The organism is Micromonospora sediminicola (assembly GCF_900089585.1).
GTDB lineage: Bacteria > Actinomycetota > Actinomycetes > Mycobacteriales > Micromonosporaceae > Micromonospora > Micromonospora sediminicola.
In genome coordinates this window covers 177445-194879 of the sequence record NZ_FLRH01000004.1, presented here as the reverse complement: position 1 = coordinate 194879, position 17435 = coordinate 177445, and the positions used below count along the sequence as shown (strand labels likewise).

The 17435-nt window shown below is 73.7% G+C and carries 16 protein-coding genes; 14 read left to right on the top strand and 2 right to left on the bottom strand.

From position 1 onward, the window contains the following. Positions 1 to 68 precede the first annotated feature (68 nt). Positions 69 to 1457, top strand: a complete 1389-nt coding sequence (locus GA0070622_RS22300) for a cation:dicarboxylate symporter family transporter (RefSeq protein ID WP_091578183.1) — start codon at positions 69 to 71, stop codon at positions 1455 to 1457. Between the two features lie 992 nt (positions 1458 to 2449). After that, positions 2450 to 3487: an aminotransferase class V-fold PLP-dependent enzyme gene (locus GA0070622_RS22290; protein WP_091578181.1), complete on the top strand. Its 1038-nt coding sequence runs from the start codon at positions 2450 to 2452 to the stop codon at positions 3485 to 3487. 4 nt (positions 3488 to 3491) lie between these two features. Here GA0070622_RS22290 and GA0070622_RS22285 read toward each other — a convergent pair whose 3' ends face one another. Further along, complete coding sequence (locus GA0070622_RS22285) at positions 3492 to 4664, bottom strand: acyl-CoA dehydrogenase family protein (RefSeq protein ID WP_091578178.1); 1173 nt, start codon at positions 4662 to 4664, stop codon at positions 3492 to 3494. Positions 4665 to 4821: 157 nt separating this feature from the next. Between GA0070622_RS22285 and GA0070622_RS22280 the strand changes: the two genes are divergently transcribed. The 9 genes from GA0070622_RS22280 (at position 4822) to GA0070622_RS22240 (ending at position 14401) form a co-directional block, all read left to right on the top strand. Beyond that, on the top strand, positions 4822 to 6243 hold the full coding sequence (locus tag GA0070622_RS22280) for an LRV domain-containing protein (RefSeq protein WP_141684613.1): 1422 nt from the start codon (positions 4822 to 4824) through the stop codon (positions 6241 to 6243). Position 6244: 1 nt separating this feature from the next. Continuing rightward, a complete protein-coding gene (locus GA0070622_RS22275; protein WP_091578173.1) occupies positions 6245 to 6898 on the top strand; it encodes a TetR/AcrR family transcriptional regulator C-terminal domain-containing protein in 654 nt (217 codons plus the stop codon). A 44-nt stretch (positions 6899 to 6942) separates the two neighbouring features. Continuing rightward, entirely contained in the window at positions 6943 to 8385 is a 1443-nt protein-coding gene (locus GA0070622_RS22270) for an aldehyde dehydrogenase family protein (protein ID WP_091578170.1), read from the top strand. Next, positions 8382 to 9458, top strand: coding sequence for an alcohol dehydrogenase catalytic domain-containing protein (locus tag GA0070622_RS22265; protein ID WP_176710563.1), 1077 nt, complete (start codon positions 8382 to 8384; stop codon positions 9456 to 9458). Before GA0070622_RS22270 ends, GA0070622_RS22265 begins: the two co-directional genes overlap by 4 nt. A 280-nt stretch (positions 9459 to 9738) precedes the next feature. Continuing rightward, a complete protein-coding gene (locus GA0070622_RS22260) occupies positions 9739 to 10500 on the top strand; it encodes an ABC transporter ATP-binding protein (RefSeq protein WP_091583751.1) in 762 nt (253 codons plus the stop codon). Continuing rightward, positions 10487 to 11179 (top strand): ABC transporter ATP-binding protein, encoded by a 693-nt coding sequence (locus GA0070622_RS22255; protein ID WP_091578169.1) that lies wholly within the window; start codon positions 10487 to 10489, stop codon positions 11177 to 11179. The genes GA0070622_RS22260 and GA0070622_RS22255 overlap by 14 nt, the downstream gene beginning before the upstream one ends. A gap of 42 nt (positions 11180 to 11221) precedes the next feature. Continuing rightward, a complete protein-coding gene (locus GA0070622_RS22250) occupies positions 11222 to 12478 on the top strand; it encodes an ABC transporter substrate-binding protein (RefSeq protein WP_091578167.1) in 1257 nt (418 codons plus the stop codon). A gap of 10 nt (positions 12479 to 12488) precedes the next feature. Next, complete coding sequence (locus GA0070622_RS22245; RefSeq protein ID WP_091578165.1) at positions 12489 to 13370, top strand: branched-chain amino acid ABC transporter permease; 882 nt, start codon at positions 12489 to 12491, stop codon at positions 13368 to 13370. After that, positions 13367 to 14401: a branched-chain amino acid ABC transporter permease gene (locus GA0070622_RS22240; protein ID WP_091578164.1), complete on the top strand. Its 1035-nt coding sequence runs from the start codon at positions 13367 to 13369 to the stop codon at positions 14399 to 14401. The genes GA0070622_RS22245 and GA0070622_RS22240 overlap by 4 nt, the downstream gene beginning before the upstream one ends. 73 nt (positions 14402 to 14474) lie before the next feature. Here GA0070622_RS22240 and GA0070622_RS22235 read toward each other — a convergent pair whose 3' ends face one another. Continuing rightward, a complete protein-coding gene (locus GA0070622_RS22235) occupies positions 14475 to 15287 on the bottom strand; it encodes a MerR family transcriptional regulator (protein WP_091578162.1) in 813 nt (270 codons plus the stop codon). 78 nt (positions 15288 to 15365) lie between these two features. On the opposite strand from GA0070622_RS22235, the gene GA0070622_RS22230 reads away from it, so the two are divergent. The 3 genes from GA0070622_RS22230 (at position 15366) to GA0070622_RS22220 (ending at position 17418) form a co-directional block, all read left to right on the top strand. Continuing rightward, positions 15366 to 15734 (top strand): nuclear transport factor 2 family protein, encoded by a 369-nt coding sequence (locus GA0070622_RS22230; RefSeq protein WP_091578160.1) that lies wholly within the window; start codon positions 15366 to 15368, stop codon positions 15732 to 15734. Next, the gene (locus GA0070622_RS22225) at positions 15731 to 16591 is read left to right on the top strand and encodes an SDR family NAD(P)-dependent oxidoreductase (RefSeq protein ID WP_091578157.1); all 861 of its coding nucleotides are present in this window, start codon (positions 15731 to 15733) and stop codon (positions 16589 to 16591) included. Before GA0070622_RS22230 ends, GA0070622_RS22225 begins: the two co-directional genes overlap by 4 nt. 185 nt (positions 16592 to 16776) lie before the next feature. Further along, complete coding sequence (locus GA0070622_RS22220; protein WP_245666733.1) at positions 16777 to 17418, top strand: transcriptional regulator; 642 nt, start codon at positions 16777 to 16779, stop codon at positions 17416 to 17418. The last annotated feature ends 17 nt before the right edge of the window (positions 17419 to 17435 follow it).

Here is a 17435-nt window from a genome sequence, read left to right as displayed (position 1 = left end):
CGCGTTGCGCGGGTGAACAGAATGAACGCAATCGTGCGGTCCGGTGAGACCTGGTTCACAGTGTCGACATGGACACCACCACCCCCACCCCCGAGGCTGTCCGACCCGCCCGCCGGGACCGGACCCGGTACCTCTACCTGGCGGTCATCGTCGCCGTCGTCGCCGGCATCGTGGTCGGCCTGGTCGCGCCCGACGTCGGCAAGGCCTTGAAACCGCTGGGCACCGGCTTCGTCAACTTGATCAAGATGATGATCAGCCCGGTCATCTTCTGCACGATCGTGCTCGGCGTCGGATCCGTCCGGCAGGCGGCCAAGGTCGGCAAGGTCGGCGGCCTCGCGCTCGGCTACTTCCTGGTCATGTCGACAGTGGCGCTGGCGATCGGTCTCGTGGTCGGCAACATCATCCACCCCGGCGCGGGCCTGGACCTGGGCCCCGACGTGGCCGACGCCGGCCGGTCCGCCGCCGGCGACGAGAGCGCCGGCACGGTCGACTTCCTGCTCGGCATCATCCCGACCACGCTGGTCTCCGCGCTGACCGAGGGCGAGGTGCTGCAGACCCTGCTGGTCGCGCTGCTGGTCGGCTTCGCCGTGCAGGGGCTGGGCAGTCGGGGCGAGCCGGTGCTGCGGGCGATCGGCGTGCTCCAGCGCCTGGTCTTCAAGGTGCTGGCCATGATCATGTGGCTGGCCCCGATCGGCGCGTTCGGCGCGATGGCGGCCGTGGTCGGCGCCACCGGCGTGGACGCGCTGAAGAGCCTGGCGCAGATCATGCTCGGCTTCTACGCCACCTGCCTGATCTTCGTGATCGTGGTGCTCGGCCTGCTGCTGCGCCTGATCGCCCGGATCTCGATCTTCTCGCTGCTGCGCTACCTGGGCCGGGAGTTCCTGCTGATCCTCTCCACCTCGTCGTCGGAATCGGCGCTGCCCCGGCTGATCGCCAAGATGGAACACGTCGGCGTCGGCCGTCCGGTGGTCGGCATCACGGTCCCCACCGGCTACTCGTTCAACCTCGACGGCACCGCGATCTACCTGACCATGGCCTCCCTCTTCGTGGCCGACGCGCTGGGCAAGCCGCTGGCGGTCGGCGAGCAGATCTCGCTGCTGGTGTTCATGGTGATCGCCTCCAAGGGCGCGGCCGGCGTGACCGGCGCGGGCCTGGCCACGCTCGCCGGCGGCCTCCAGTCGCACCGGCCGGACCTGGTCGACGGCGTCGGCCTGATCGTCGGCATCGACCGGTTCATGTCCGAGGCCCGGGCGCTGACCAACTTCGCCGGCAACGCCGTGGCCACCGTGCTGGTGGGCACCTGGACCGGTGAGTTCGACCGCGACCAGGCCCGTGCCGTCCTGGCCGGGGACCGCCCGTTCGACGAGGCCAGCATGGTCGACGAGGACGACGACGAACGCCCCGCCGAGGACACCCCGCCCGGCGCCGAGCGTCCGCTCGCCGGCTCCACCGCCTGACCCCCGCCAGCCCGCGCCCGGCCTGGCCCGGCCTGGCTCGGCTTGGCCTGGCCCGGCCTGGCTCGGCTTGGCCTGGCCCGGCCCGGCCTGGCTCGGCTTGGCCTGGCCCGGCTTGGCCTGGCTCGGCTTGGCCTGGCCCGGCTTGGCCTGGCCCGGACCGGCGTGGCCCGGCTCGGCTTGGCTTGGCTTGGCTTGGCCCGGCGCGACCCGCCCGGCTTGGCCCGCCTTCACCACGGGCGGGATTGGCTACGTAGTCCGCCTGCGGACCAGCCACGCGCCTGGAGCGGCGCTCTCGTCGAGACGGGCACGGGCCGGAGCGCCCCGACTGTTGATTCGGTCCATGTCCCGACGGACCCACCCTGACTCGACCAACCAGACAGGCACGTGACTTCCAAGCGATATACCGCTCAGTCATAAATATGACTGAGCGGTATATCGGTCTTCAGCCGTCGTCCTCATCCGGTCGCAACGACGCAGGCCGGTCCGCGATCATGCACCCTCGGTCCGGGCAAAAGGGGCGGAGCGCCCAGGGAGGTGGCCGGAACTGCAAGATCGGTGGGCGCGAGGCGCGGTGCGCGGTGCCCGGTGCGCGGTGCGCGGTGCGCGGTGCCCGGTGCGCGGTGCGCGGTGGGCGGGGCGCGGTGGGCGGTGGGCGGTGCGCGGTGGGCGGTGCGCGGTGGGCGGTGCGCGGTGGGCGGTGCGCGGTGGGCGGTGCGCGGGGCGCGGGGCGCGGGTGTAGGGCGGGCGGGGCCGAGGGTGGGGGTGCAGAGCAGGGCCGAGGGTGGGGTGTAGGGCGGGGTCGGGGCCGCGGAGCGACGGCCGGGGCGAGGCCGGGGCGGGCGCCAGCGCGGGGCGTGGGCGGGGGCGGGGCAGCAGGGGGTGGGGTGAGGGGTGGGGGAGCCAGGGTGCAGGGCGAGCGGGGTGAGGAGCGTGGGCCACGGGGGTGGGATTGGCGGTGTCGGGCGGCGGCGGGGGTGGCTAGCGTCGGTGGCATGGAGCTGGAGCAGGCGCGGAAGTTGTGGCAGGTGGAGCCGGGCTGGTTGAACACGGCGACCTACGGGTTGCCGCCCGATCCGGTGTGGACGGCCGTGCAGCAGGTGCTCGCCGAGTGGCGGACCGGCCAGGTGTCGTTCGAGGTGTGGGACGAGTCGGTCGGCCGGTCCCGGGCCGCGTTCGCCCGGCTGGTCGGCGTGGACCCGGTCGACGTGAGCGTCGGCGCCGCCGTGTCCCAACTGGCCGCGCCGATCGCGGCGGCGCTGCCGTCGGGGGCCACCGTGGTGGTGCCCGAGGTCGAGTTCACCTCGATCCTGTTCCCCTGGCTGGTGCAGGAGGACCGGGGGGTGCGGGTGCGGACCGTGCCGCTCGACGGCCTGGTCGACGCGATCGACGCCGACACCGACCTGGTCGCGTTCAGCCTGGTGCAGTCCGCCGACGGCACGGTCGCGCCGTACGACGAGATCGTCGCGGCGGCCCGGGCGCACGGGGCGCTGGTCGTGGTCGACGCCACCCAGGCTTGCGGATGGCTGCCGTTCGCGGCCGACCGGGCGGACGCGGTGCTGGTGGGGGCGTACAAGTGGTTGATGGCACCGCGCGGCGCGGCCTTCGCCTACCTGGCCCCGGCGCTGCGCGAGCGGATGCGTGCGGACGCCGCCGGGTGGTACGCGGGACGCGACCCGCACGCCTCGTACTACGGCACGCCGTTGCGGCTGGCCGACGACGCCCGGCGTTTCGACATCTCCCCGTCGTGGCTCTGCTACGCCGGGGCGGCGCCGGTGCTGGAACTGCTCGCCGACCTCGACCTGGCGGCGGTGCGGGACCACGACGTGGCGCTGGCCAACCGCTTCCTGGCCGGGCTGGGGCGCCCACCCGGCGACAGCGCGATCGTCAGCGTGGACGTGCCGGACGCGCAGGAGCGGCTGGCCCGTGCCGGGGTGCGCGCGGCGGTGCGGGCCGGCCGGGTCCGCGCCTCGTTCCACCTCTACACGACCGAGGCGGACGTGGACCGGGCGGTCGAGGCGCTGACCGGCTGACCGCTCAGGCCAGGTGGCCGCCGATCTTCGTGTACCCGCGCAGCAGGTCGCGGGAGATGATCAGCCGCTGCATCTCGTCGGTGCCTTCGAAGATGCGGTAGAGCCGCACCTGCCGGTACCAGCGTTCGATCGGCAGCTCCCGGGTGTAGCCCATGCCGCCGTGGATCTGGAGCACCCGGTCGACCACCCGGTTGACCATGCCGGCGCCGTAGAGCTTGCCCATCGAGGAGGCGTGCCGGGGGTCGAGGCCCTGGTCGACGGTCCAGGCCGAGCGCAGGATCAGCCAGCGCGCGGCCTCCAGCTCGGTCTCCGAGTCGGCGATCATCCACTGGATGGCCTGGTTGGTGGCGATCGGCGCGCCGAACGTCTCCCGGGTGTTGGCGTGGTCGATCGCCATCTGGAGGGCGCGTTCGGCGATGCCGACGGCGTGCGACGGGATGGTGTAGCGGCCCTTGCCGATCCACTCCATGCCGAGCGTGAAGCCCTGCCCGATCTCGCCGAGGATGTTGCGGTGCGGCACCCGTACGCCGTCGAAGATCAGCGAGGCCGGTCCGCCCTCGCCCATGGTCTGGATGAACTCCGACCGCCAGCCCATCGCCCGGTCGACCAGGAACGCGGTCGCGCCGCCGCGCCGGGCGCCCTTCTCCGGGTCGGTCACCGCCACCACGATGGCGAAGTCGGCGTCGTTGCCGTTGGTGATGAACGTCTTCTCGCCGTCGAGGACCCAGTCGTCGCCGTCGCGCCGCGCGCGCAGCTTGATGTTCGCCGCGTCCGAGCCGGCGCCCGGCTCGGTGATGGCGAAGCAGGAGATCCGTTCGCCCTCGATGGTCGGGATCAGGAACTCGCGCTTCTGCTCCTCGGTGGCGTGGAACAGGATGTTGTCGGCCTCGCCGCCGAAACGGAACGGCACGAAGCTGCGGCCCAGCTCGGTCCAGATCAGCGACTGCATCACCGCCGGCAGGTCCATCCCGCCGTACTCCTCCGGGGTGGCCAGCCCCCAGAAGCCGAACTTCTTCGCCTTGAGCTGCAACTCGCGCAGCTCTGAGCGGTCCAGGCCGGGCCGGTGTGCGCGCTCACGGCGCAGCACCTCCTGCTCCAGCGGCAGCACCTCGCGGGTGACGAAGGCGCGCACGGTGTCCCGGACGGCCCGTTCCTCGTCGGACAGTGCGAAGTCCACGATGCTCCCTCGGTCGGCGTGGCATCCGTCGCGGCGGCGGCGGTCACCTTTAAACTAGCGGTGCAAGTTTTCATCCGTCCAGCCCTCTCCTGTCACCGCCGCGGTGAGACCCGCCCGGTTAAGGTGCATGATCAGGTGGTTTCGGACGGGAGGCGGCTTGCGGGACCTGGTCTGCGAACAGGTGAGGGGAGTGGCCGGCAACCCGGCGACCCCGTCGGAGTTGCTGCTCCGCATGCTGGACGACAGCGACGCGGCCGTGGCGGTGCTGATCTTCCGGAACACGCTGCCGGACGAGTTCTGCGCCGCCGTCGCCGCACACCCGGATCGGCGGGTCCGGGCGGCGCTGGCGGACAGTTCGTCAGCCACGCCGCAACAGCGCGCCCTGCTCGTCGACGATCCCGCGCCGATGGTCCGTATCCTGCTCGCCCACGGGCCGGAGCTGTTCCGGGCCACGCCCGCGCCGCTGCCCGAGGAGGCCTACGCCCGGCTGGCGGCGGACCCGGACCACCGGGTCCGCGACGAGGTGGCCGGGTCGCGGCAGTGTCCGGTGGACGTCCGGGCCCGGATGGTCGAGGACCCCGATCCCGAGGTCCGGGTCTCGGGGTACGCGGGCTGGGCGGATCCGCCGGAGGGGATCACCGACCGGCTGCTCGCCGACCCCGACCCCCGGGTGCGCGACGCGGTGGCCCGGCGGGCGTGGCGCCGCCGTCCGGAACTGCTCGCCGGCGTGCTCGACGAGGCGTGGTCGGACCCCTGGTGGCTGCGTGACCTGGCCGTCGAGATCCCGTTGGCGCGGGCGACGGCGGAGCGACTCGCCCGGCACCAGGACCGGGACGTCCGCGCGGCCGTGGCCGAGAACCCGCATCTGCCCCGCGACCTGGTCCAGGAGTTGGCCACCGACCCCGACCCGACGGTGCGGCTACGGCTGTCTCTGCGCCCCGGGCTCAGCGAGGCCGAACGCGCCGCCATCGACTACGAGGTGCGGCCGGAGACCCGCCTCCGACCCGCCCGGTGGGTGCTCGACCGGCTCGGCGATCCCGACGCGCTGGACGGCGCCGTCCGCTCGGCCCACGTCGGGCTTCGGCGCAGCGCCGCGTACAGCCCGAGTCTGCGTCCGGATCAGGTGGCCCGGCTCGCCGGCGACGACGACTTCGCGGTCCGGCTGCTGCTCTGTGAGAACCACGACGAGGTCCCGGGGGAGGTGCTGCTCGCGACGTATCTGGAGGCTCGGGTGATCACGGCGAGCATGTTGATCGCGCGGCCCCGCTTCCCGCGGGTCGGGCTGGCCCGACTGGCGGACTCCGCCGATCCCAGGGCGCGCATGCTGGTCCGCCACGACCCGGAGGCGCCGGCCGGGCTCATCGACCGGCTCAGCCGTGATGGGGACGGCGGCGTCCGGTCCCGGATGGCGTCCGACCCCCGCCTTGGCGCCGGGCGGCTGGCCGAGCTGCTCGACGATCCGGCCGCCGCGGGATCGGCGGCGGGAAACCCCAACCTTCCGGTCGCCCTCATGGAACGGATCCTTGCCGGGGCGGGGATCCTCCGGGCGTCCGCCGGATCCGCCGGCGGGGAGGTCTGACATGCCCCGCCCCCGCCAGGCCCTGCTCAACCGGGACCGGATCGTCGAGACCGCGCTCGTGCTCATCGACGCCGACGGTCTCGGCGCGCTCTCCACCCGCCGGCTGGCCGCCGCGCTCGGTGTGCAGGGCCCCTCGCTCTACAACCACTTCGCCACGAAGGACGAGATCCTCGACGCCGTGGCGGACAGCGTCACCGGCACGGTCGACGTGAGCGTCTTCGACCGGTACGACTGGGTCGAGGCGCTGCGCCGCTGGGCCCGGTCCTACCGTGCGGCGCTGGCCGCGCACCCGAACATCGTCCCCTACCTGGCGCAGGGGCCGGGCCGCCGGCCGGCCGCGCTGGCCATGGCCGACGCTGTCTACGGCGCGCTGGTCCGGGCGGGCTGGCCGCCGGCCCGGGCCACCCACATCGGCGCCGCGCTGCGCTACTTCGTGGCCGGGTCGGCGCTCGGCTCGTTCGCGCGGGGGTTCGTGGAGGACCCGGAGTTGTACGCGGCGCACCCGCACCTCACGCAGGCGCACCGGCTGCGCGGCCACCAGCGCAGCGTCGACGAGGGTGCCTTCACCCTCGGCCTGGACGCGTTGCTGCACGGCCTCGCGGACGAGTACGCCCGGACGGTGGCCCCGGTGGAACGCGGCAGCGGTCCGGGGTAGCGTCAAAACTCCCACTGCTAGTTTCCCGCCCCCGAAGGGACGCCATGGATCTCGCCGATGCGCCCCCCGCCCTGCTGGTCCGCCGCCATCTGCACCTCGCCGGGGACTGGGTCGACCCGGCGGACGGCGGGACGATCCCGGTCGAGAACCCGGCGACCGGGGAGATCATCGGGCAGGTTCCCGCCGGCACCCCCGCCGACGTGGACCGTGCGGTCGCCGCCGCCCGGGCCGCCTTCCCCGGCTGGGCCGCCACGGCACCCGCCGACCGGGCCGCCCACCTCGACCGGCTGCACGCCGCGCTCGCCGCCCGCGCCGACGAGATCGCCCGCACCGTGGCCCTCGAACTGGGCACCCCGCTCAAGCTCGCCACCCGGGTGCAGGCCGGGCTGCCGCTGACGGTGCTGCGCGGCCTGGTCGACCTGGCCGCCCGCCCGCCGGCCGAGCAGACCATCGGCAACTCCCTCGTCGTCCGCGAGCCGGTCGGCGTGGTCGGCGCGATCACCCCGTGGAACTATCCGCTGCACCAGGTGGTCGCCAAGGTCGCCCCGGCGCTGGCCGCCGGCTGCACCGTGGTGCTGAAGCCGAGCGAGCTGACGCCGCTCACCGCGTACCTGCTCCTCGACGCGGTGACCGAGGCCGGCCTGCCGCCCGGGGTGGTCAACCTGGTGCCCGGCACCGGCCCGGTGGTCGGTGAGGCGCTCGCCGCGCACCCCGACGTGGACCTGGTCTCGTTCACCGGCTCCACCGCCACCGGCCGGCGGATCGCGCACCTCGCCGCCGACCGGATCGCCCGGGTCGCCCTGGAACTGGGCGGCAAGTCGGCGAACGTGATCCTGGCCGACGCCGACCTGCCCACCGCGGTCAAGGTCGGCGTGGGCAACGCGCTGCTCAACTCCGGGCAGACCTGCACCGCCTGGACCCGGATGCTGGTGCACCGCGAGCGTTACGCCGAGGCGCTCGACCTGGTCGCGGCCGCCGTGGCCGGCTACCGGCTGGGCGACCCGTTCGACCCGGCCACCCGGCTCGGCCCGCTGGTCTCCGCCGCCCAGGCCCAACGGGTACGCGGGCACGTGGACCGGGCGCTCGCCGACGGCGCCCGGCTCGTCGCCGGCGGCCCGGACGCGCCGTTGCCGTCCCGGGGCCACTTCGTGGCGCCCACCGTCTTCGCCGACGTGCACCCGGACAGCGCGTTGGCGCAGGAGGAGGTCTTCGGGCCGGTGCTCGCGGTGATCCCGTTCGCCGACACCGACGAGGCGGTCGCGATCGCCAACAACTCCCGGTACGGCCTGGCCGGCGCGGTCTGGTCCGCCGACTCCGACGCGGCGCTGGCCGTGGCCCGGCGGCTGCGGACCGGCCAGGTGGACGTCAACGGCGGCGCGTTCAACGCGCTCGCCCCGTTCGGCGGCTACAAGCAGTCCGGCCTCGGCCGCGAGCTGGGCGGCTACGGCGTCGAGGAGTTCACCGAGCTGAAGGCGATCCAGCGGTGAGGGCGCTGGTCGTGCGTGGCCGGGGCGAGACCCCGACGGTCGAGGAGGTGCGCCTGCCCGCGCCCGGCCCGGGGGAGCTGCGGGTCCGCATCCGCGCCGCCGGCCTCTGCCACTCCGACCTGGCCATGGTGAACGGCACGCTGGCGCCGGCGTACCCGCTGGTGCTGGGGCACGAGGCGACCGGTGTGGTGGCCGAGGCGGGTCCGGCGACCCGGCTGGCGGTCGGCACGCCGGTGGTACTGAACTGGGCGCCCGCCTGCCGCGACTGCTGGCACTGCCGGCACGGCGAGCCCTGGCTCTGTGCCGCGAACACCGCCCCCTCGGTCGCGCGCGGGGAGACGGCCGCCGGGGAGTCGGTGCAGGTCACGCTCGGGCTCGGCGCGCTCGCCGAGGAGGTGGTGGTGCCGGAGCGGGCGGCCGTGCCGGTGCCGGCCGGCCTGCCGCCGGCGCAGGCGGCGCTGCTGGGCTGCGCGGTGCTCACCGGCGTCGGCGCGGTCCGCAACACCGCCCGCGTGGGCGCCGGCGAGTCGGTGGCGGTGATCGGGCTGGGCGGGGTCGGCCTGGCCGTGCTCACCGCGGCCCGCCGCGCCGGCGCGTCACCGATCCTCGCGGTCGACGTGGTCGAGGCCAAGCGGGAGCTGGCCCTGGCCGCCGGCGCCACCGACTTCCTGCGCTCCGACGACACGCTCGGCAGGGAGGTCCGCGCGCGTACCGACGGGCGCGGGGTGGACCACGCCTTCGAGTGCGTCGGCCGGTCCGCCACCATCCGGGCCGCCTGGCGCGCCACCCGGCGCGGGGGAGCGGTGACCGTGGTCGGCATGGGCGCCAAGGACGACCTGCTCAGCCTGTCCGCCCTGGACATCTTCCACTCGGCGCGGACGCTGCGCTCCTCGGTCTACGGCTCGACCGATCCGGACCGCGAGGTGCCGGAGCTGGCCGCCGCGCTCGCCGCCGGCGACCTCGACCTGGCGCCCCTGGTCAGTGGCACGGTGTCGCTGGCGGAGGCGCCCGAGGCGCTGGACCGGCTGGCCCGTGGCGAGGGCGCCCGCTGGGTGGTCACCTTCCCGGACTGATCCCGGCGCTCAGCCGGCATGGCGGATCGACTCGACCTGCCGGAGTACGCCGCCGGCCGGTGACGGTGCCGCACCACATGTCGACGGCCCCCGATCGGACCGGACCCGGTCGGGGGCGACCGACACCTATGGAGGACGAGCCCGTGCCGCCCCGGGGGAATGTGTGGCGGATCGACATGGCTCGACCACTTCGGCTCCCCGTAGGTTTCCTGCACGCGACGGCCCTGTGACCCCGGTCACCGACCTGGCCGTCGCGTGCGGACCTGCGGAGGGTGAGGCGATGGCCGGGCAAGCGATCCTGTCGGCCCGAGGGCTGACCCGGGACTTCCGGGGCTTCCGGGCCGTCGATCGCGTCGACCTCGACGTGGCGCCGGAGACCGTGCATGCCCTCGTCGGCCCGAACGGCGCCGGCAAGACCACACTGTTCAACCTGCTCACCGGCTTCCTGCCGCCCAGCGGCGGGCGGATCGAGCTGGACGGCCGGGACGTCACCGGCCTGCCCCCCGAGCGGGTGGCCCGCCTCGGGGTGGCCCGGTCGTTCCAGATCACCAGCCTCTTCCCGCAGCTCGGCGCGCGGGAGCACGTCGAGCTGGCCCTGCAGGCGCGCAGCGGGCTGGGCTGGCGGTTCTGGCGGTCGGCGAAGCTGATGCGCCGCTACCGGGACCGGGCCGACGAGCTGCTGGCCATGGTCGGCCTGGCCGACCTCGCCGAGGCGCCGGCGGAGGCGCTCGCGTACGGGCGCAAGCGGGCCCTGGAGCTGGCCATCGCGCTCGCCCTCGACCCGAAGGTGCTGCTGCTGGACGAGCCGACGGCCGGGATGGGCCTGGAGGACGTCGACCGCACCGTCGACCTGATCGCCACCGTCCGCACGGGACGGACCGTGGTCATGGTGGAACACAACATGAGCGTGGTGGGCCGGCTCGCCGACACGGTCACCGTCCTGCAGGCCGGCAAGGTGCTGGTCGAGGGGCCGTACGAGCAGGTCCGCGCCGACGAGCGGGTCATCACCGCCTACCTGGGAGCCGCGGATGCTGCGCATTGAGAACCTCTCCGCCTGGTACGGCGAGGCCCAGGTGCTGCGGGAGGTGAGTCTGGAGGTGGCCGCCGGCGAGGTGGTCACCCTGGTCGGGCGAAACGGCGCCGGCAAGTCCACGCTGCTGCGGTCGGTGATGGGGCTGCACCCCGGCCAGCGCGGCGCGGTGCACCTCGACGGCCGGGACATCTCCCGGCTGCCGGCGTACCGGCGGGCGCGGGCCGGGCTCGGCTGGGTCCCCGACGACCGGGGCGCGTACGCCACGCTCACGGTCACCGAGAACCTGACCCTGCCGCCCCGGGTCGGTCCCGACCCGTGGCCGCTGGAGCGGGTGTACGAGGCGTTCCCCGCCCTGCACGCCCGGCGCGACTCGGCCGCGACCATGCTCTCCGGCGGCGAGCAGCAGATGCTCGCGCTGGCCCGGGTGCTGCGCATGGGCGCCCGGCTGCTGCTCTGCGACGAGCCCACCGAAGGGCTGTCGCCGCTGCTCGTGCAGCAGGTCGGTGACCTGCTGCGGGAGGCCAAGAAGCACGGCGTGACCGTGCTGCTGGTGGAACAGAACCTGCACTTCGCCACCGGCGTCGCCGACCGGCACTACCTGCTGGCCGAGGGACGGATCGCGGAGGCGATGGAGAACGCCGAGGTGCGCTCGCGGGAACGCGAGCTGCTGGCGTACCTCGGCATCTGAATCTGGACGGCTGACCCGCGCGGACCGCGCGGTACGAAGGGGATGAACATGCGTAGGAGCGTGGGTGTGGCCGCCGCCTCGGCGGCGGCGCTGCTGGTGGCCGGCTGCGGCGGCGGTGGCCCGCAGTCCGGGGGCGACTCGAAGCTGACCGGTGACAAGATCGTGCTGGGCGTGCTCAACGACCAGTCGGGCGCCTACTCGGAGCTGTCCGGGCGCAACTCGGTCAAGGCCGTGGAGATGGCCATAGCCGACTTCAAGGCCAAGCACGGCGACGACGCGGTGACCAAGGACATCACCGTGGAGACGGCGGACCACCAGAACAAGCCGGACGTGGCCAACAGCAAGGCCCAGGAGATGGTCGACCGCAAGGGCGTCGACGCCATCCTGGACGTGCCGACCTCCTCGGCCGCCCTGAAGGTCGCCGACGTGGCCAAGGAGAAGAAGAAGCTCTACTTCAACATCGGCGCCGCCACCACCGACCTGACCGGCAAGAGCTGCAACAAGTACACGTTCCACTACGCGTACGACACGTACATGCTGGCCCACGGCACCGGCACGGTGACCACCGAGCAGGTCGGCAAGAACTGGTACATCCTCTACCCGAACTACGCGTTCGGGCAGGACATGGAGAAGAGCTTCACCGCCGCCATCACCGCGGCCGGCGGGCAGGTCGTGGGCAAGGACGGCGCCCCGTTCCCGAACACCAGCGGCGACTACTCGTCGTTCCTGCTCAAGGCGCCGACGCTGAACCCGAAGCCGCAGGTGCTCGGCACCATGCAGGCCGGCGCGGAGCTGGTCAACGTGGTCAAGCAGTACAACGAGTTCAAGCTGCGGGACAAGGGCGTCGGGCTGGCCGTCGGCCTGATGTTCATCACCGACATCCACTCGCTCACCCCGGCCGCGCTGGCCGGCACCACCTACACCGACGCCTGGTACTGGAACTTCGACCAGCAGAACCGGGAGTGGGCCGACCGGTTCCAGTCCGAGACCGGCACCCGTCCGTCGTTCGCCCACGCGGCGAACTACTCCGCCGCCATGCAGTACCTGGAGGCGGTGCAGGCCGCCGGCACCGACGACGCGGACGCCGTGGTCAAGGAGCTGGAGGGCAAGGACGTCAACGACCTCTTCCTGCGCAACGGCAAGATCCGCGCGGAGGACCACCGGGTCGTGCACGACGCGTACCTGGCCCAGGTGAAGCCGCAGGCCGAGGTCAAGGAGCCGTGGGACTACGTGAAGATCCTCAAGACCATCCCGGCGGCGGAGGCGTTCCGCGCGCCGTCGGCCGACTGCAAGATGTGACGACGGTCTGATGTCAGGGTTCCTGCAGAACACGTTCAACGGGCTGGTGGGCGGGGCGTTCTACGCCCTGCTCGCCCTCGGGCTCGCGGTCATCTTCGGCATGCTCCGGGTGGTGAACTTCGCCCACGGCGCGTTCTACATGCTCGGCGCGTTCGGGGCGTACGTGCTGCTCGCCGAGGCCGGCGTGCCGTTCTGGGCCGCGTTGGTGATCATGCCGCTGGCGCTGGGCCTGCTCGGCATGGTGCTGGAGCGGGCGGTGATCCACCGGCTGACCCGGCTCGACCCGCTCTACAACTTCCTGCTCACCTTCGGCCTGACGCTGATCCTGCAGGACCTGGTCAAGTCCCGGTACGGCGTGCAGTCCAGCCCGTACGCCACGCCCGCCGAGCTGAGCGGGACGGTCGACTTCGGACTCTTCGACTTCCCGACGTACCGGGTCTTCATCCTCGGCTTCACCGTGCTGCTGTGCGTGGCGGTGTGGTGGGTGCTCGGGCGGACCCGGATCGGCATGGTGGTCCGGGCCGCCACCGAGCGGCCGGAGCTGACCCGGGCGTTCGGCATCGACGTGGGGAAGTGGGTCACCCCGGTGTTCGGCTTCGGCATCGCCCTGGCCGGGCTGGCCGGGGTGCTCGCCGCCCCGATGCGGGCGGTCAACCCGCTGATGGGCGCCGACCTGATCATCGTGGTCTTCGCGGTGGTGGTGATCGGCGGCCTCGGCTCGATCTTCGGCTCGGTCGCCGCCGGCTTCGGCATCGGCCTGATCCAGGCGTGGGGCGAGGCGTACCTGTCCGACTACCCGCTCGTGTCGCAGACCGTCGTGTTCGTGGTGATGGCCGCCGTGCTGCTCTGGCGTCCGGCCGGCCTGTTCGGCCGAGAGGAGGCTCCCGCATGACCAGTGCTGTGGACACCGACGCGGACACCACGTCCGCCAAGCGGCCCGCACCACCGTCCGGACTGCTCGCCGTCGCGCGGGCGCCCGGCTGGGTCCGCTACGCGCTGCTCGCCGCCGGCCTGCTCGTCGCGCTGTGGCTGCCCAACGGGCTCTACCCGGCGGTCGCGGTGGACATCCTGTGCTGGGCGCTCTTCGCCGTCTCGGTGGACCTGCTGCTCGGCTTCACCGGGCTGATGTCCTTCGGGCACGCCGCGTTCTGGGGCACCTCGGCGTACCTGACCGGGCTGGTGGCGATCCACGCCGGCCTGCCGTTCCCGGCCGCGGTGCTGGCCGGGGCGCTGGGCGCGGCGCTGCTCGCGCTGCCGATCGGCTACCTGGCGGTGAAGCGCACCGGGATCTACTTCGCCATGGTCACGCTGGCCTTCGCGCAGATGGTCTACTACGTGGCCAACGAGTGGCGCTCGGTCACCCAGGGCGAGAACGGCCTGCAGGGCGTGCCGCGCGCGTTCTTCGGCGCCGACCTCACCGACGACTACTACTTCTACTACGCGATCCTGCCGATCGTGCTGCTCGGCCTGCTCGCCGCCTGGCGGATCGTGCACTCGCCGTTCGGCCGGGTGCTGGTCGGCATCCGGGACAACCCGGCCCGGGCCCGAGCGCTGGGCTACCCGGTGCACCGCTACAAGCTGACCGCGTTCGTGCTCTCCGGCTTCCTGGCCGGGCTCGGCGGCGGGCTCTTCGCGGTCGGCCACCGGTTCGTGTCGCTGGACGTGCTGCACTGGACGACCTCCGGCAAGGCGGTCATCGTGGTGGTGCTCGGCGGCATCGGCACGCTGTGGGGCGGGGTGCTCGGCGCGGCCCTGGTGGTCCGCCTGGAGGACTGGCTGTCGTTCTCCGGGTTCGAGGCCATCGGGCTGGTCACCGGCGGCATCTTCGTGCTCGTCGTGCTGCTGTTCCGCCGGGGCATCTGGGGCACGGTCGCCCACCTGGCCCGGCGGCGGGCGGCGACCCGTCGGGGCCGGTCCGGCTAGACCGGCGCGCGCCGGCGGCGCGACGCGGGCGGAGGACCTCGCCCCCGCGTCGCGCCGCCCGGCGCCGGGCCCCCTAGGCGGGGGTCAGGCGGAAGACCGGCCAGCCGATCTCGGTACGCCAGTCGGCGGGGACGTCGGTGTCGCGCGGCCCGACCAGGTAGGTCTCGCGGATCGGCCCGTCGACGACCAGCGCGTGGGCGACCACCCAGGCGCCGAGCCGCCCGTAGGTGACGTCGATGTCGTCGTGCGGCCCGGAGTGCACGGCGACGGCGAACTCGGCCGCCGGCAGGTCGACGACCTCGATCCGCCCGGTCGGGCGGGGACGGCGGACCGGCCGGTAGACGGTCACGGCGCCGGCGCCGTCGGTGAACAGCTCGTTGGCGTACTGGCCGCCGGGTGGTCCGGTGCGCTCGCCCACCGGGTACGCCGCGTCCAGCTCCGCCATCGCGCCGTCGTACCAGGCGCCGGCCCGCGCCAACTCGACGTCCGCGCGTACGGCGGCGACGGTGAGCCCGGGGACGGCGCGCAGCTCGACCGGCAGATCGTCATCGTCGGGGCGCAGCAGCCTGCGCAGGGCGGTGACGGCCCCCCGGGTGCGGTCCAGCGTCTCCTCCAGGCGACGCAGGTGCCCGGCGATCAGGTCGGTGCGCCGGGCGGGGTCGTCGGTGGCGAGGATCGCCTTGACCTCGGCCAGTGGCACGTCCAGCTCGCGTAGTCGGTGGATCACCTGCGCGGGCGGTACCTGGTTCGTAGAGTAGTAGCGGTAGCCGGTGAAGGGGTCCACGGTCTCCGGCTCCAGCAGCCCGGCCTCGTGGTAGCGCCGCAACGTCCGCACGCTCAGGTGGGTGACCGTCGCGAACTCCCCGATCGTCATGCCCTTGCGCATGCCTTCACTCTGCACCTTCCCCACGCGGGAGAGTCGAGGACTTGACCCTCTCCCGCCGAGAGACCTCACGGTGGGCACATGGACGCAATCGACTGGAGCCGGGCGAGCCGGATCTCGCCGGACGACCTGCCCGAAACGATCACGCAGTACCTCGTCGCGCATCAGGCCCGGGACGTCGACGCGGCGGTGGCACGCTTCACCCCCGACGCGTCGGTGACCGACGAGGGCCGTACCCACCGGGGACCCGGGCAGATCCGGGACTGGCTGTCCCACTCGTCGAGCGAGTACACGTACACCTCCGAGCTGGTCGCGGCGGCCCGGGTCGACGACCGGAACTACGACGCGGTCCACCATCTGGAGGGCGACTTCCCCGGCGGCGTCGCCGACCTGCACTTCCGGTTCACGCTCCGGGACGGGCTGATCGCCCGCCTGGTGATCGAGCCGTGACGGCCGGCGACCGGCCGCCGAGGACCTGGTTCGTCACCGGCGGCGGCCCGGGCGGGTTCGGGATCGCCTTCGCCGAGGCCGCACTCGAGGTGGGGGATCGGGTGGCGGTGACCGCTCGTCGGACCGAACCGTTGCGCGAGTGGGCGGACGCCCGCGGGGACCGGGTGCTCGTGCTGCCGTTGGACGTGACCGACCCCGGCCAGGTACGCACGGCGGTGTCCGCGGCGGAGGATCGCTTCGGCGGGATCGACGTGCTGGTCAACAACGCCGGCCGTGGCTGGTACGGGTCCGTGGAGGGGATGGCGGACGCGGCCGTCCGGGACCTGTTCGAGCTGAACTTCTTCGCGGTGCTGTCGGTCACCCGCGCGGTGCTGCCCGGCATGCGGGCCCGGGGCGCCGGTTGGATCGTGAACATGTCGTCGGCGGCGGGGCTGCGCGGGGTGCCGGGATTCGGCTACTACAGCGCCGCCAAGCACGCGATCGAGGGGCTGACCGACGTGCTGCGGGACGAGGTGGCCGGCCTCGGCATCCGGGTGCTGGCGGTCGAGCCGGGAGCCTTCCGCACCCGGGCCTACGCGGGGTTCGCCGACGAGCCGGCCCGGGAGACGGTCCCCGACTACCGACCGATGCTGGAGCAGGTCCGCAGCGCGATGGTCGAGCAGGACGGCCGGCAACCCGGCGACCCGAGGCGCGGCGCGCGGGCCGTCGTCGCGGCGATGGACCAGGAACCTCCGCCGCACCGGCTGGTCCTCGGCGGCGCCGCGTTCGACGCGGTCACCGCGACCCTCCGGGACACCCTGGCGGACATCCGCGCCGGTGAGGCTCTCGCCCGGGGCGCCGACTTCCCGACCGGCTGACCCGCCGGCCCGATGGCCTCCGTGCCGGCAGACCGCCGATGGCCGGCCCGACGCCGAGCGCGCCGGTGTGAGCCGCCCCACCGGTGACGCGGCGGTACGGGTCCGATCCGGTCCGGGCGCATCCAGGCCGCCCCCTTCCGACGAACCCCTCGGTAGTGACCGTCTACCGAGGGGTGCGTCCGGTGGTGACCGATCCGATCCCGGCCGATGTCGTCGAGTCCGCCCGCAAGCAGTTCACGCTCGCGGCGGAGGACCTGGACGGCAACCGGGTCGCCGCGCTGGTCGTCGAGGCCGCGGGCCGGTGGGGGGTGGCGCCGGTGTGGGAGGGCGTCTGCGCGCCGATGCTGGCCGCGCTGCCCGGCCGCAGCGCCGCCGAGGTGGCCGTGGAGCACGCCTTCTCGGAGGGCCTGCGGTCCGGACTGGACGTGCTGCTGCGCGGGCCGGGGACACCACCTCCGGCCGGCGGCATCCTGCTCGCCGGGGCGGAACAGGAGCTGCACTGCCTCGGCCTGCACGCGCTCGCGGCGGCGCTGCGCGAGGCCGGTCTGGGCAGCCTGCTGCTCGGCGCCGCGCTGCCCTGGCCGGCGCTGGCCAGCGCGGTGCGTCGGACCCGCCCGCACACCGTGGTGGTGTGGTCGCAGACACCGATGACCGGACGGGCGTACCGCGCGGTCCGCTTCGCGCGGGAGTTCCCGTCGGTGCGGGTGCACGGCGCCGGGCCGGGCTGGATCACGCCGCCGGCCACGCCGGCCGGGCATCTGACCAGCCTGTCGGACGCGCTCGCCGCGTGTCGCGACGCCGCCCGGCAGCGGGACGAGGCGCGGTAGGCGGTATCCGTCCCGCG

Excerpts from the sequence above, each read along its gene's own strand:
- GA0070622_RS22300 (WP_091578183.1), top strand. The coding sequence starts at position 69 with ATGGACACCACCACCCCCACCCCCGAGGCTGTCCGACCCGCCCGCCGG.
- GA0070622_RS22290 (WP_091578181.1), top strand. The coding sequence starts at position 2,450 with ATGGAGCTGGAGCAGGCGCGGAAGTTGTGGCAGGTGGAGCCGGGCTGG.
- GA0070622_RS22275 (WP_091578173.1), top strand. The coding sequence starts at position 6,245 with ATGCCCCGCCCCCGCCAGGCCCTGCTCAACCGGGACCGGATCGTCGAG.
- GA0070622_RS22270 (WP_091578170.1), top strand. The coding sequence starts at position 6,943 with ATGGATCTCGCCGATGCGCCCCCCGCCCTGCTGGTCCGCCGCCATCTG.
- GA0070622_RS22260 (WP_091583751.1), top strand. The coding sequence starts at position 9,739 with ATGGCCGGGCAAGCGATCCTGTCGGCCCGAGGGCTGACCCGGGACTTC.
- GA0070622_RS22255 (WP_091578169.1), top strand. The coding sequence starts at position 10,487 with ATGCTGCGCATTGAGAACCTCTCCGCCTGGTACGGCGAGGCCCAGGTG.
- GA0070622_RS22250 (WP_091578167.1), top strand. The coding sequence starts at position 11,222 with ATGAACATGCGTAGGAGCGTGGGTGTGGCCGCCGCCTCGGCGGCGGCG.
- GA0070622_RS22245 (WP_091578165.1), top strand. The coding sequence starts at position 12,489 with ATGTCAGGGTTCCTGCAGAACACGTTCAACGGGCTGGTGGGCGGGGCG.
- GA0070622_RS22240 (WP_091578164.1), top strand. The coding sequence starts at position 13,367 with ATGACCAGTGCTGTGGACACCGACGCGGACACCACGTCCGCCAAGCGG.
- GA0070622_RS22235 (WP_091578162.1), bottom strand. The coding sequence starts at position 15,287 with ATGCGCAAGGGCATGACGATCGGGGAGTTCGCGACGGTCACCCACCTG.
- GA0070622_RS22230 (WP_091578160.1), top strand. The coding sequence starts at position 15,366 with ATGGACGCAATCGACTGGAGCCGGGCGAGCCGGATCTCGCCGGACGAC.